The sequence below is a fragment of the Novosphingobium beihaiense genome, from assembly GCF_022832375.1.
In the GTDB taxonomy this organism is placed as follows: domain Bacteria; phylum Pseudomonadota; class Alphaproteobacteria; order Sphingomonadales; family Sphingomonadaceae; genus Novosphingobium; species Novosphingobium beihaiensis.
Window position 1 is genome coordinate 62,086 of sequence record NZ_JALHLG010000013.1, and the last position, 14,311, is coordinate 76,396.

Sequence of the window (14,311 nt, forward strand, 5' to 3'; positions counted from 1 at the left end):
CGGATGGCCTCTGCGTGCCCATTCCGCCTGTCCCGCCTTTCCTGTCCGCGGCACGCAATATCGAGAACGCCGCGCGAAATGCCAATACCCTCCAGCTTGCCTGTGGCAGCACGCGGGCCAGCACGAACAAGCCAGATATGAAAAGCCATAAAGGCGGGAGAGAGAACCGATGACGATACCCCGGAAGACCATCGCCGATCACAAGAAGGCCGCCGAAGCGCACGTCCTCTATGAGAAAGACCCGGCGACGAAGATCGCGACGATCACCTTCAACCGCCTCGAAAAGCACAACACGGCGACGATCGGCATGCGCGCGCGGTTCGGCGAACTGGTGTTCAAGGCGAACATCGACGACGAAGTGAAAGTGCTGGTGATCCGCGGCATGGGCGACAACCTGGGCAGCGGCGGCGATCTCGACGAGCACGGCGATCTCTATCTGAACCCGGGCCCTGACGATAACTTTCTGGTCGACATGGAGATCGACGATCCCAGCGTGAAATATCCGCCCGCAGGCTCCTACCGCTACCTGCATGGGCTGACCGACTATTATGCCAAGGCGCGTTCGGGCAACCGGCCGCTGCAGGAATTCAAGAAGATCTCGATCATCGAGGCCAAGGGCTATTGCTATGGCTGGCACTTCTACCAGTGCGCCGATGCGGATCTGATCGTCTCGTCGGATGATGCATTGTTCGGCCATCCCTCGTTCCGTTACGCCGGATGGGGGCCGCGCATGTGGCAGTGGTTGGAAACCGTGGGCCTGCGCCGCTTTTCCGAAATGCTCTTCACCGGCCGCCCGTTTACGGCGGACGAGATGTTCCAGTCCAACTTCGTCAATTCGGTGGTGCCGCGCGATCAGCTGGAGGCGGAAACCGCCAAGTACGCGCACGCTTGCTCGATCACACGGCCGACCGACGTGGTGGTGGCGCAGAAGACTTTCATCGAGGCCTACAAGCAGTATCGCGGCGAATATTTCGGCTCGCTGCTCACCGGCTGGCTGGAAGGCATGCTGCCGCTGATGAAGGACGATGGTGCCGGCGACGTCAATCTGGGCAAAGGCGACACCTTCCAGCAGGGCATCGGTCAGGTCGTGAAAGGCCACGATCTCAACTATCCGCCCGAATGGCGCCTCTCGAAGAAAGGCCGGATGGGCTGACGGCGCGAAGAGACTTCGACAATGCGCGCAATGCAGATCGTTCTGCATCCGCTGTAGAGTAACCGGCCCCTGTCATGGTAGAACGGTGAAAGTCCGGACCGGCAAGAGTCGGCTGGGGGATCGGACGGGGGTGTGAAAACGACACAAACCCGTGGACGGGAGAGAGCCATGACAGAGACTTTGTTCTCATTCGACAAGCGCAATTACCGCGATTGCCAGCAGATGTTTCGCGGCACGCGCGATCAGGAATACTATCGCGGCGACTTCTGGATCGAGGAATCCTCGAACATGGACGTGCGCTCCGAGCGCAAGACGGTCGGCCCGATTTCGATCATCAGGCAGCGTTCGGCGGCCAACCTGTTCTTCCGCCGTTCGCGCCAGCATATCCGCGAGGATGCGACCGACCTTTCGATCCTGTGGTTCGTCAAGCACGGCGAAATGGCCTTTTCGAACCAGTGCGGCAACAAGGTGGCCAAGCCCGGCGACTTCGTCATCACCCGCTCGATGTCGCCGTTCTTCATCGAATGCCGCACCGACGGCGACAACGGGCACGAAGTGCTCCACGTCACCGTGCCCACGCATATCCTGCGCGCCTATATCCAGCAGGATCTGAGCACGGGCCTGTTCATGCCGGTCGAGCGTGCGGAAATGGCGGTTGCCGAAAACCTGCTCACCGGCGTGTTCGATGACGACGGCGCTCTGGGCGAGGATTCGGCGCGGCTGCTGGTGGAAACCGCCTTCGCGCTGATCGGCAATGCCGTGCGTGAGACCGAGGAACTGCAGCCCGCACGCCAGTCCATCGCAGACCGGCGGCTGGAGGAAGTGCTGCGCTTCATCGAAGTGCACTTGTCCGATCCGCAGCTGTCGACGGCGATGGTGGCCAAGGGCTGCGGGATCAGCCCGCGCTATCTCTCGTTCCTGCTGCGCCTGCGCGAGACGTCGTTCTCCGAACTGGTCTGGGAACAGCGGCTGGCCAAGGCCAAGGAGTGGCTGGCGAGTTCGGACCCGCGCGACATCTCGATCAGCGAGATAGCCTATGGCGTGGGGTTCAAGAGCCCGGCGCACTTCAGCCGCATGTTCAAGCGCGTGTTCGGTGCCAACCCGCGCGAATACCGCGGCGAATGCAGCGCGCGCGAGGCCGAAGCCGAAGGCGTGACGATGCAGATGGAACCGGCCGGGCGTTTTCCCGAGTTCCCGGCTGCCGGGCAGCTCCTGCAGTAACGGCACCGTCCCGGCGGGGCGATGAGTGGCGGCCTTGGGCAAAGGCCGCTTGCATCGGGCCTGGCGATGCCGTTTCCTGCCGCCGGGACAAGACAGGAGGATGCCATGCCGAAAATGAAACTCGTTGCCCTCACGCGCCCGCTGCCGGGCCGCGAGGAGGAGTACCACGAGTGGTACAACACCACGCACCTGCCGGAGCTGGTCAATACGTTCGGCATGGCCGGGGCCCAGCGTTACAAGCTCGCCGCCAAGCTGATGGGCAGCGACGAGAACGAATATATGGCGATCTACGATATCGAGGCGGACGATCCGATGGCGTTCCTCGGCGCGATGGGAGAAGCTGCGCAATCGGGCAAACTGACCCAGAGCGATGCGCAGGACATGGGCACCTGCTACACCGCGCTGTTCACCGAAATGGGCGAGCGGGTGGTGCCCGGAGACTGATGTCACAAACTACCGTGCGGGCCGGAAGGGGCTACACGATCCGCTCGGGCCGGGACTCTCTGGAGCAGCCGTGTGCTGAGGCTCAGGGGTGAATTCGGTGCTGGCGGGGTTTTCTCTGCTGTTGCGAGGAAGCAGTATGGGCGGCAAACTGCCGGGGAACAGGCGTTGCGCTCACTCCTGCGTTTGACCCGTGCACCCCCAGCCATCGCATTCTACTCCGAAACTGTCTTCCAGTTGGAGATAGGTCATCGTGAGGTCCTGGATTGCTTCCTCGTCTGTTGTCTGGCTGCGAACCAGAAACAGCCAGGGTTGGCCGTCTTCATCCCCTTCGATCAGTTCCAGAACGCGAAATCCCCAGTTCGAACTGGCTACTTCAAGGCGCCGCAGCGCTTCAATCGTTCCCTTGAATGAAACGTCAACGTCTCTGGGGATGTGCGCCAGATCGCCGTGCTCTCGAAGGCTTCGAATGACGTCGAGATCGGCAGCCCAGACTTCGTCCCAACGCTCCGGCTTGATCGGTGTCACAATGTCTCCAGCCCGGTTGGAAGGTGAGGTGCATCCTTTGACTAAGGAGAAAGCGGCGGGCCTGCAATGCCGGGAGAATGGAACTCTCGTTCTGCCCTAGCGCCCGATGAACTTCGGCTTGCGCTTTTCCTTGAGCGCCTGAATCCCCTCCATATGGTCGGCACTGCGGACCGAGACGCTTTCGTAGGCGATCCCGGCGTCCATCAGCGCGGTGGCGAGGCGCTTCAGTTCCAGGTTGGTCAGGATCTTGGTCGCGCGGATGGCGGCCATCGCGCCGTTCAGCAGCTTTTCGCAGAAAGCATCGACTTTCGCGTCCAGTTCATCGATCGGCACGCAATGATTGACGAGGCCGATCTCGGCCGCCTTCTGCGCGGAAAGCAGATCGCCGGTGAGGAGATATTCCTTCGCGCGCGTGAGGCCGATGCGCTGGGCCCAGATCACCGCGCCGCCATCGCCCGCGACAAGGCCGAGCCCGACGTGCGGATCGCCGATCTTGGCACCTTCGGCGGCGAAGATCACATCGCACAGCAGCGCCAGCGTGGCGCCGAGGCCTACCGCGTGGCCGTTCATCCGGCACACCACCGGCTTGTCAATATCGAGCAGGGTGGAAACGATGCGCTTGGCGACGCGGGTTTCGTGATCGAACAAGTGCGGGTTCTTCGCATTGTTCTCGATATGGTCGAGATCGCCGCCCGCAGAGAAAGCCCGGCCCGCGCCGGTGAGCACGATCACGTCCGATCCGGTGTCGCACTGCGCGAACCACATGGCTTCGGCCAGATCGTCATGAAGCTGCAGATTGACGGCGTTGAGCGCATCGGGCCGGTTCAGCGTGATGCGCAGCAGGCGGCCATCGCGCGCCATCTCGATGGTGCCAAGCTGCGGCAGCGCGGGTGCGGTATCGGTCATTGCGGCAAGTCTCCCATTCCTGGCGCTCCGTCATAAGCCGCGATGGCCCGCTGGCCAGCGTAAACCGGCAGTGAAGGGCAACGCTTCGCCGGGGCGAAGCGGCGGGTCTATCGCCGTGGCGTTGCGGGGGCGCCTTGCCAAAGGTTTCGGCGTTCTGTCTATCTTTCCCGGACGATACGCGCGCAACGCGGACGTGAGAGGGAGCACAAGGAAATGGCGCAGTTCGACGAAACCTTCGATTGGGTGGTCGTGGGCAGCGGAGCGGGCTCGATGGCCTCGGGGCTGCTGATGCGCCGGGCGGGCAAGTCGGTGCTGATCCTCGAAAAGGCGGACGTGGTGGGCGGCACCACCTGCAAGTCCGGCGGCGTCATGTGGATACCCAACAACCGCTTCATCGCCGAGGATGGCGAGACGGATTCGCCCGACGCGGCGATTACCTACCTCGATGCCTTGCAGAACCTCGATGGCACCCCCGCGCCGGGCTCGACGCCGCAGAAGCGCCGGGCCTATGTCGATCAGGCGCCGAAAATGATCGACTTCCTGATCGATCAGGGCATCGAACTGCAGCGCGGCCATTCCTACTGGCCCGACTATTACGACGAGATGCCCGGAGGCTTCAAAACCACGCGAACTGTGGTGGCCAAGCCATTCAATCTCAAGGAATTGGGTCCCTGGAAGAAGAAGCTGCGCAAGGGCTTCGTCGAAGTCAACGCGACGCTGAGCGAGGGGATGCAACTGGGGCATCCGCGCACCAATCCCGGCATGAAGAAGCTGTTGGCCAAAGTCGCCCTTCGCACGATTGCGGACAAGCTGCGCGGCCGCCAATACACCACCGCCGGGGCCTGCCTGCAAGGGCGCCTGCTCAAGGCGGCGCTGGCGGCCGATGTCGATATCCGCACGGAAAGCCCGGTGCGCGAGATCATTCTCGACGAGACGGGCAAGGCCGTGGGCGTCGTGGCCGAGAGCGGTGGCAAGACCATGCGGATCGGCGCGCGGCTGGGCATTCTCGTCAACGCGGGCGGTTTCGCGAAGAACCAGGCGATGCGGGACAAGTACATTCCCGGCAGTCAGGCCAAATGGTCGCAAGTGCCGCCCGAGGATACCGGCGACATGCACATCGAGCTGGAGCGCATCGGCGGCGTGCTCGCGCAGATGGATCAGATGGTCGGCTTCCAGATGACCGAGGCACCGGGCACCGAGAACGATTACGTCAAGCCGGGGATGCAGAGCGTGACCGCCAAGCCGCACGCCATCCTCGTCGATCAGTCGGGCGAGCGCTACATGAACGAGGGCGGCTCCTACGAGCTGTTCTGCGAGACCATGCTCAAGCGCAACCGCGTGGTCCCCGCGATCCCGAGCTGGGGGATCATGGACCAGCAATATGCCGAGAAATATCAGGTCGCGGGCAAGTGGATCGACAAGAAGGTGCCCAAGGCCTGGGAAGGCAAGGGCTATCTCCACAAGGCCGATACCATTGAGGAACTGGCCACAAGCATCGGCGTGCCGCCCGAAAAACTCAGGGCCACGGTCGACCGCTGGAACGCCTTCGCCCGCGCGGGAAAGGACGAGGATTTCCACCGCGGCGAGCGTGAATACGACAAGTGCGGCTACGTGGGCGATCCCTTCTCGGACGCCAAGTCCATCGGCACGATCGAGAAGGCGCCGTTCTATTCGGTGTCCTGCGTGCCGGGTGACGTCAGCACCTATGGCGGCGTCGTCACCGACGAATACAGCCGCGTGCTGCATGCCGACGGTTCGGTGATCGAGGGGCTCTATGCCACCGGCGTCACCACGGCCTCGCCGATGGGCAATGTCTATCCCGGGGCAGGGGCCAGCGTCGGGCCGTCGATGACGTTCGGCTGGATCGCAGCCAGGCACGCGGCCGGGCTGGACAATCAGGCGCTGTAACACCGGACCGCTGAGCCAGCGTCGAAATACCTATATGACCGCCGCTGGCCGTTAATCATCTCCCTTCAAGCGATTCTCACAATCGAGGGGATACTCTCCAACGGATAGTTAAGGAGAGGACAATGATTACCGTCAGTTATGACGACAGCAACGGTGTGATCCGCACCGTGACATATGGCCCCACATCGCGCGATGAGATCGAGGACTACCTTCATCGCCTTTTCGCTGCGATGGAACGGTCCTATGCCGAATGGGGCCGCATGCTGCATCTGGTCGATGCCAGCGGTCTCGATATTCAGTCTGACGAAAATCTGGGCTCGCTTGCCGGTGCCAGCATCGACATGCAGCAGAGCGACAAGGACAGGACGGCCGTGGTCATGCACTCCGGCAAGGCCATCACGCAATTGGAGCGGATGCCTTCTCAGATGGGCACAAAAATCTTCAGCGATTTCAAATCCGCCAAGGAATGGCTGCTGGCGGTTTGCGGCGAGCCGGATACCATCGCCGCCTGAAGCCTCTGTTTGAGTGTATATTACAGAAGGTTGATGCCGACTTTTCCGAAGAATTGTCCGCTCTCCAGGTGGCGGTAGGCATCCTCCAGCCGGTCGAGATCGTAGACTACATCGACGACCGGCCTGATGCGGTGCGCCGCGATGAAGGCGGTCATCGCCTCATGCTGCTCGCGATTGCCGACGCCGATCGGGGCTAGGTTCACGCCCTGCTCGCCCATGCGGGTCCAGCTGAAATCCGATCCCAGCATGCCGATGGCGGAAAGCTGCCCGCCTTCTGCCAGCAAGGATACGTTATCGTCGAACTGTACCGCGCCGACCGTATCGATGACATTGGCCAGCGGCCTCTCGCCCAGCGCCTTGCGCACTTCCGCTGCCCAGCCGGGCGTCTTGCGGTAATTGATGCACAGATCGGCGCCATAGGAAGCGGCGCGCGCCAGCTTGGCGTAGGATGAGGAGGTGATTGCCACCTTCGCGCCCATCGCCTTGGCCAGTTGCAGCGCGGCGATGGAAACGCCGCCGGTGCCGTGCGCCAGCACCCAGTCGCCCGCACCGGTGGGGCGGAAGGCGGTGAGGGCGGACCATGCCGTCAGCGCGGCGCAGGCGAGGGTGGCGCCTTCGAGATCGCCCAGTTCGTCGGGCAGGGGGCACAGGCTTTCGGCATCGAACACGGCATATTGGCGCGCCACGCCGTCGATCGGGCCGCCGAGCATGCGCGGGTCGGGCGTGGTGCCGGTCATCCAGAAGGGTGCGAAGATCGGCACCACGCGTTCGCCTTGGTCCACGCGGGTGACGCCGCTGCCCACGGAGACCACTTCGGCCGCACAGCACGAAAGCGGCACGACATCCGGCTCCTTGCCGAGGCCGGGGATCAGGCCTTTGGCGACGATCAGGTCGCGGAAATTGAGCGTGGCGGCCTTGATCCGCACCAGCGCCTCGCCGGGGCCCGGCTCGGGGATCGGCGCTTCGCCGATGGCGATGGTCCCGATACCCTTGCCGCTCTGGACTTTGGCCTGCTTCATCATTCGTGTCTCTCCTGTCCGAACGTCATGGCCGTGCCGGATCGTATCCAACCTTCGTCGTTGCGAGGAGGCAAAGCCGACGAAGCAATCCAGGGCGGCTTAAACCGCCCTGGATTGCCGCGCGCCCCATGGGGCGCTCGCAATGACGAAGGGCAATGTTAGATCGGTGGAGATCGTACGGCACCCCGAAACCTGTGCGCGGGAGCGATGGCTTTGCCTGCCGGTGCGCAAGGACGTGACTGTGCCGCCAAACCGCAGCCCCATGCATTCCGCCGCGTTAGGGGCGCTGTTACGCCTTGCCCGAAAGCCAGTGCCCGAAAGTCAGCACACCGGGCGCGGCCGGGGAGAGGATCGTCTGCTATGCACGCCACCAATGCCACCTTTGCCGATCCGGCGCTGTCGCTGGTTGCCGGGCCGCCGCTCGCCGAAGAGCCGGGGCAGGGGGTGCAGACCATCGGCGGCTATCTGCGCGAAGTCGCCGCGAAATACGGCCAGCGAGAGGCACTGGTGATGCGCAAGGGCGCCTTCCGCCTGTCATGGAGTTATGACGAACTTCTCGCCCGTTCGCTCGACGTGGCCCGCGCGCTCATGGCAAGCGGCGTGGGCAAGGGCGAGCGCGTCGCGCTGCTGATGACGAACCGGCCGGAATTCCTCTCCAGCCTGTTCGGCATCGCGCTGGCAGGCGGGGTGCCGGTGGCGCTCAGCACTTTTTCGACCCGGCAGGAACTGGAATATCTGGTGCAGGCGTCCGAAGCCTCGATCCTCCTGTTCGAACAGCACGTGCTCAAGAAGGACTTCTGGCAGATGCTCGGCGATCTCGAACCGGAGATCGGGAGCGCGCCGCCGGGCAGGCTGGTCTCGCCGCGCTTCCCCTATCTGCGCCACCTTGTCTCGCTGGGCGGCATCCCCGGCGAAGCCGAACCGCTGGAAGCGAAGGCAGGCGGCGCGGTGGAGACATGGGCGAGCTTTATCGCCCGGGGCGAGGGAATCGCCAAAGAGGCGGTTCTTGCCCGCGCCGATGCCGTCCACCCGGCCGATCCCGGCGGCATCTTCTTCTCCTCGGGCACGACCAGCCTGCCCAAGGGCATTGTCCATTCGCAGCGGGCTTTCGCGATCCAGTGGTGGCGCTGGCCGCGCCTCTTCGCGATGCACGAGCCGGTGCGGGCGTGGACCGGCAATGGCTTCTTCTGGTCGGGCAATGTCTCGATGGTGGTGGGGGCCGCGCTTTCGACCGGCGGCGCGGTGATCCTCCAGCGCGTGTTCGATGCTGATGACGCGCTGTTCCTGGCCGAGCACGAGAACGTGACGTTCCTCAATGGCCGCCCGCATCAGTGGGCACGGCTGGCGGCCTCGCCCCACTGGGCGGGGGCCGATCTTTCCAGCCTGAAATACGTGACGCGCGGCGAACTGATCTGGCAGCATCCCACCGTGAACACCGATTGGGACGTGCCGATGAGCTTCGGCTGCACCGAGACGATGACGATCTGCACTTCCTTCGTGGCCGACGACGATTCCGAGCGGGTGGAGGGCACCTTCGGATCGCCTTTGCCGGGCAATATTCTAAAAATCGTCGAGCCGATATCGGGGCGGATTGTCCCGGTTGGGCAGGTCGGAGAGATGTGCATCAAGGGGCCCACGCTGATGTCCGGCTATCTCGGCAAGGCGCCCGAGGAGTGCCTTGATGCGGAAGGATTCTTCTGCACCGGCGACGGCGGGCGCGTGGACGAGGCAGGCCGTTTCTATTGGGAGGGCCGCCTCACGGACATGATCAAGACCGGCGGCGCCAATGTCTCTCCGGTCGAAGTGGATGACGTGATCGCCCGGATTCCGGGGGTGAAGCGCACCCAGACGGTGGGCGTGCCCGACGATCTGCTGGGCGAGATGGTGGTGGCCTGCATCGTCCCGGTCGACGGGGCTGACGTGCCCGAGGCCGATGTCATTGCCCGCTGCAAGGCGGAACTGGCGAGCTTCAAGGTGCCACGCCACGTGCTGTTCTTCACCGATGCGGACTACGCCATCACCGGCAGCGAAAAGGTCAAGTCAAGTGAGGTTCGCGAACTCGCAGTGCGCCGCCTGCAGGACGATACCGCGCCAGCGGTCTGACTCGCTCTTGCAACCGTGAGCATGACAGGTACTTCTTCGGGAGCCCGTGCAGCCGGAGGTTCACGAGAGAGGAATTATGAGCCAAACCCTACAGAACAGGGCATCGCCCGATGCCGCCACCCAGCTCGATATCTACCGCCGGATGATCCGCATCGAGCGTAATGACGACGCCACCCGCACGCAGATCCGCCGCGGCCGCATCACCGCCCCGTATTATTCGGCGCGCGGTCAGGAATGCATCCCCGCCGGCATCTCGTCCCTGCTCAATGACGACGACAAGATCTGCACGATCTATCGCGGCATTCAGGACATGGTCGCCAAGAACATGCCGCTGCGCCCGCTCTGGGCCGAAATCTGCGGCCGTGTCGACGGCACCTGCAAGGGCAAGGGCGGCCCGATGCACCTCACGCACCCCGAAACCGGCGTGATGGTGACGACCGGCATCGTCGGCTCGTCGATGCCGATCGCCAACGGCTTTGCCTGGGCATCGCTGCTCGACGGCACCAAGCAGGTGACGGTCGCCTATTTCGGGGACGGCGCCAGCAACATCGGCGCCTTCCATGAAGCGCTGAACCTCGCTTCGGTGTGGAAGCTGCCGGTGATCTTCGTCTGCGCGAATAACGGCTTTGCCGAACACACCCGCTATGAAAATGGCACCGCGGTCGATCAGATTTCGAAGCGCGCGATCGGTTACGGGATGCCCGGCTACACCGTGGACGGCAACGATCCGCTGGACGTCTATGCCCACGCCCATGCCGCCATCGAGCGTGCGCGTGCGGGCGAGGGGCCGACCCTGCTCGAATGCAAGACCTTCCGCTTCATGGGCCACGTCTTCGGCGATGCCGACGGCTACATGACCAAGGAAGAGAAGGCCGAGGCCATGGCCAAGGACCCGCTGCCGCTGTTCCGCCAGAAGCTGATCGACGATGGCGTGGCCACCGCCGAGCAGCTCGACGCGCTGACGGCCGAGATCGAGGCGGAAGTGAACGACGCCATCGAATACGCCATGTCCTGTGAATTCCCGTCCGACGATGAACTGCGCCGCGACGTCTTTGCCGAGGAGATCCCGGCGTGAGCACCGATACTGTTGAAATGGTCAAGATGAACGGCCTGCAGGCCATCAACGCCGCGTTGATGGAAGCGATGGAAGCCGATTCCAAAGTTCTCGTTCTGGGCGAGGACATCGCCGACAACGAAGGTGGCGGCGTGGTCGGCGTGACCAAGGGCCTGTCCACCAAGTTCGGCACGGACCGCGTGAAGTCCACCCCGATCTCCGAACAGGCGATCATCGGCGCCGCCATTGGCGCGGCCATGGCGGGCTACAAGCCGGTGGCCGAAATCATGCTGATGAACTTCACGACCGTCGCCATGGACATGATCGTGAACCACGCGGCCAAGCTGCGCTTCATGTCGGGCGGGCAGAGCCAGGTGCCGATGGTGATCCGCACCCTTACCGGCGCGGGCAACCAGACCGCCGGCCAGCACGCCGACTTCTACGAGGCCTGGTTCGCGCATACGGCGGGCATCAAGGTGGTGATCCCCTGGACTCCGGCGGACTTCAAGGGCCTCTACCTCTCGGCCATTCAGGATCCCGATCCGGTGATGATCATCGAGAGCGGCAAGACCCTGTTCGTGCCGATGGATACCCCGGTCAATCAGGGCCCGATCCCGCTGGGCAAGGCCAACGTGGTGATGCCGGGCACCGATCTGACGCTGGTTTCCTATGGCCAGATGATGTTCACGGTGATGCAGGCGGTCGAGGAACTCGGCAAGGCGGGCGTTTCGGTTGAGGTGATCGACCTGCGCACGATCTCGCCGTGGGACAAGGAAACCGTCCTCGCCTCGGCCGAAAAGACCGGCCGTCTGCTGGTCGTGCACGAAGCGGGCAAGAACTTCGGCCCCGGCGCCGAAATCGCCGCGACCGTGCAGGAAGAGCTGTTCGGCAAGCTCAAGGCCCCGGTCGGCCGCCTCGGCGCGCCGTACTGCTCGGTGCCTTTCGCCAAGAAGCTGGAAGACGCCTTCCTGGTGCAGCCGCCCGCCATCATCGCGGAAGCCAAGCGCCTCGCCGCGATGGGCTGACGTTTCAGCGCAAGGCTAACGAAAAGCCCCTCCCTCGCGATGTGCGGGGGAGGGGTTTTTCATAATTGAATTCCTCCCTGTCGCGCAGCGATGGGGAGGTGGCGGCCCGAAGGGCTGACGGAGGGGTTTCTCCCCCTCCACCACCAGCTTCGCTGGCGGTCCCCCTCCCCATTTCCTGCGGAAACAGGGAGGATTTGGCGATTCAGCTCAACGCCGCCAGCGCCTCCGCACCAACCCGCTCGTTCAGCCAGTCGAGCGAGCCGCACAGTTGCAGGTTCAGCATCGCGCGTTTCATGAAGAGATGGCACTGGTGCTCTTCGGTCAGGCCGATGCCGCCGTGGAGCTGGATCATCTCTTCGGTGACGAACTGATAGACGTCGGTCGCCAGTGCCTTGAGCCCTGCGATCTGCAGGCGGGCGGCTTGCGGATCGCGCGCGCGGCTCCACAGCAAGGCCTCGGCGGTGGTGATCCGGATCTTCATGTCGGCGACGCGGTGCTTGAGCGCCTGGAACATCGCGAGCGGGCGGTCGAACTGCTTGCGCATTCCCAGATATTCGACCGTCAGGGCCAGCGCGGCGGTGGCCCCGCCAAGGCAATCGGCGGCGAGCGCCAGATGCGCTTCGGGGCCGAGAATGTCGTGCAGCGCGGCAGCGCCTTCGGCATCGCTCAGCATCAGCGCCGGATCGGGCGCGTAGCCGGTGAGCACGAGGTCGAACAGACGGCGGCTCGGGTCCCAGACCGGGCGCTCGATCAGTTCCACGCCCTCGGCATCGGTGGGGATCAGGGCATAGCCGGTGGGCAGCTTGGCGACGACAGCGACGGCCATATCGCCTTCCAGCACGCCGCCGACGGTGCCGGAAACCGTGCCGTCCGCCGCCACGTCCACGTTCGCGGGCAGCATGTGCAGCGGGGCATATTCCCCGGCGGAAAGGCGTTCGAGCCAGTCCGCGCGTTCCGCCAGCGTCTGGCTTGCGATCACGGCCTGCAGGCCGAGCTGCGCCGGGATCAGCGGCGCGCAGGAGAGCACGCGGCCCATCTCGAAGTGGATCGCGGTCGAAGCCTCGCGGTCGAGGCCGAGGCCGCCGTCATCCTCGGGCAGGCGGACCATCATCCAGCCCATTTCGGCCGTGAGTTCCCAGCTCGCATCGCGCGCGGGGGAGAGCTTGTCGGCGGGGAAGGCCTTCTGCGCGGCGTCGGTCAGTTCGTTCAGCTCGATCATTTCAGAGCACCCAGTTTTTCGGTTCGCGCGGCATTTCGAGCATGCGTTCGGCAATGATGTTGCGCTGCACTTCCTCGCTGCCGCCGGCGATGGACCAGGCGTAGGAGTTCATGAAGTCGGCCATCCAGTTGCCGGTGTTGAGATCGCCGAACGTGATCGGCTTGACATATTGCTCGTCGATGCCGCCCAGGCGCACGCCCAGCTTGGAATAGGCGCGCAGCGCGCGAGAGTAGCTGTTCTTGACGATCGAGGCGTCGCCGATCCGCTCCAGCCCCTTGATGCGGTTGTCGAGGAACTGGTCGGCAATCGCGCAGACCGCATCTACCTCGTTCACCAGCGCGCCGAAATCGCGCAGCACGCCGCGGTCTTGCTCGCGCCCGTGCTCGCGGATCAGGCTGGCGACGCGGGAGAGGGCGCCGCGCATCCGGTAGGACAGTTCCATCAGCGTCAGCCCGCGTTCGCTGGCGAGCGTCGCCTGCGCCACGGCCCAGCCCTTGCCTTCCTCGCCCACGCGCTGCTCGACGGGGATCACGACGTTGTCGAGGAAGATTTCGGCGAATTCCTCGTCGCCCTGAATCTGGTGGATTGGGCTGACCGAGACGCCGGGCGTTTTCATGTCCATCAGCAGATAGGTGATGCCTGCCTGCTTCACGCCTTCCGAGGAGGTGCGCACCAGCAGCAGGCACATGTCGGCGAACTGGGCCATCGTCGACCAGATCTTCTGGCCGTTGACGACATAGACTTCCTGGCCGTCGCGCACCTCGCGCACCGCCTTGCATTTCAGCGCGGCAAGGTCGGAACCGGCGCCGGGCTCGGAGAAGCCCTGACACCAGGTCTCGCCCTCAAGGATGCGGGGCATGTACTGCGCCTTCTGCGCCTCGCTGGCGCATTCGTGCAGCGTGGCGAAGGCATGATAGGTGGAGACGAACGAGAGCAGCAGGCGCGGGCAATCGGCCTTGGCCAGTTCCTCGTAGATCACTTTCTGCTCGGCCAGAGAACGCCCGCCGCCGGGGAATTCCTTGGGCCAGTGCGGGATCGCATAGCCTGCCTGCACAAGCCTGGCGAACCAGTCGCGCTGGGTCTGGACGAAGTCTTCCTGCGTGCGGCTGGCATCGCGCCAGTCCGTCGGCTTTTCGGCTTCGAGGAAGCTGCGCACTTCGCTGCGCAGCGCTTCGAGATTGGCTGTGTCCGTCATGCCCTCTCCATGCACAGCGGCCTTGTC

General features: G+C 64.0%; 13 protein-coding genes. 8 read left to right on the top strand and 5 right to left on the bottom strand.

Annotation, left to right across the window (positions count from 1 at the left end; genetic code table 11):
* Positions 1-169: 169 nt before the first annotated feature.
* The 3 genes from MTR66_RS10910 to MTR66_RS10920 all read left to right on the top strand — a co-directional run bounded on the left by MTR66_RS10910 (position 170) and on the right by MTR66_RS10920 (position 2,818).
* Positions 170-1,153, top strand: coding sequence for an enoyl-CoA hydratase/isomerase family protein (locus tag MTR66_RS10910; protein WP_243920859.1), 984 nt, complete (start codon positions 170-172; stop codon positions 1,151-1,153).
* Between the two features lie 168 nt (positions 1,154-1,321).
* Positions 1,322-2,374: a helix-turn-helix domain-containing protein gene (locus tag MTR66_RS10915; protein ID WP_243920861.1), complete on the top strand. Its 1,053-nt coding sequence runs from the start codon at positions 1,322-1,324 to the stop codon at positions 2,372-2,374.
* A 105-nt stretch (positions 2,375-2,479) separates the two neighbouring features.
* The gene (locus MTR66_RS10920) at positions 2,480-2,818 is read left to right on the top strand and encodes a DUF4286 family protein (protein WP_243920863.1); all 339 of its coding nucleotides are present in this window, start codon (positions 2,480-2,482) and stop codon (positions 2,816-2,818) included.
* Between the two features lie 171 nt (positions 2,819-2,989).
* Here MTR66_RS10920 and MTR66_RS10925 read toward each other — a convergent pair whose 3' ends face one another.
* Positions 2,990-3,343 (bottom strand): ribonuclease E inhibitor RraB, encoded by a 354-nt coding sequence (locus MTR66_RS10925; protein ID WP_327194499.1) that lies wholly within the window; start codon positions 3,341-3,343, stop codon positions 2,990-2,992.
* Between the two features lie 96 nt (positions 3,344-3,439).
* The gene (locus MTR66_RS10930) at positions 3,440-4,249 is read right to left on the bottom strand and encodes an enoyl-CoA hydratase/isomerase family protein (protein ID WP_243920865.1); all 810 of its coding nucleotides are present in this window, start codon (positions 4,247-4,249) and stop codon (positions 3,440-3,442) included.
* Positions 4,250-4,462: 213 nt separating this feature from the next.
* On the opposite strand from MTR66_RS10930, the gene MTR66_RS10935 reads away from it, so the two are divergent.
* On the top strand, positions 4,463-6,157 hold the full coding sequence (locus tag MTR66_RS10935) for an FAD-binding protein (RefSeq protein ID WP_243920867.1): 1,695 nt from the start codon (positions 4,463-4,465) through the stop codon (positions 6,155-6,157).
* 122 nt (positions 6,158-6,279) lie between these two features.
* On the top strand, positions 6,280-6,669 hold the full coding sequence (locus tag MTR66_RS10940; protein WP_243920868.1) for a hypothetical protein: 390 nt from the start codon (positions 6,280-6,282) through the stop codon (positions 6,667-6,669).
* A gap of 20 nt (positions 6,670-6,689) precedes the next feature.
* On the opposite strand, the gene MTR66_RS10945 is transcribed toward MTR66_RS10940, so the two are convergent.
* Positions 6,690-7,691: a zinc-dependent alcohol dehydrogenase family protein gene (locus MTR66_RS10945; protein ID WP_243920870.1), complete on the bottom strand. Its 1,002-nt coding sequence runs from the start codon at positions 7,689-7,691 to the stop codon at positions 6,690-6,692.
* A gap of 357 nt (positions 7,692-8,048) precedes the next feature.
* On the opposite strand from MTR66_RS10945, the gene MTR66_RS10950 reads away from it, so the two are divergent.
* The 3 genes from MTR66_RS10950 (at position 8,049) to MTR66_RS10960 (ending at position 11,870) form a co-directional block, all read left to right on the top strand.
* Entirely contained in the window at positions 8,049-9,791 is a 1,743-nt protein-coding gene (locus MTR66_RS10950) for a class I adenylate-forming enzyme family protein (protein ID WP_243920872.1), read from the top strand.
* Between the two features lie 76 nt (positions 9,792-9,867).
* A complete protein-coding gene (locus MTR66_RS10955) occupies positions 9,868-10,866 on the top strand; it encodes a thiamine pyrophosphate-dependent dehydrogenase E1 component subunit alpha (protein ID WP_243920874.1) in 999 nt (332 codons plus the stop codon).
* 17 nt (positions 10,867-10,883) lie between these two features.
* On the top strand, positions 10,884-11,870 hold the full coding sequence (locus tag MTR66_RS10960) for an alpha-ketoacid dehydrogenase subunit beta (RefSeq protein WP_243921058.1): 987 nt from the start codon (positions 10,884-10,886) through the stop codon (positions 11,868-11,870).
* 202 nt (positions 11,871-12,072) lie between these two features.
* Here MTR66_RS10960 and MTR66_RS10965 read toward each other — a convergent pair whose 3' ends face one another.
* Both MTR66_RS10965 and MTR66_RS10970 read right to left on the bottom strand, forming a co-directional pair.
* A complete protein-coding gene (locus tag MTR66_RS10965) occupies positions 12,073-13,089 on the bottom strand; it encodes an acyl-CoA dehydrogenase family protein (RefSeq protein WP_243920876.1) in 1,017 nt (338 codons plus the stop codon).
* A 1-nt stretch (position 13,090) separates the two neighbouring features.
* Entirely contained in the window at positions 13,091-14,284 is a 1,194-nt protein-coding gene (locus MTR66_RS10970; protein WP_243920879.1) for an acyl-CoA dehydrogenase family protein, read from the bottom strand.
* Positions 14,285-14,311 lie beyond the last annotated feature (27 nt).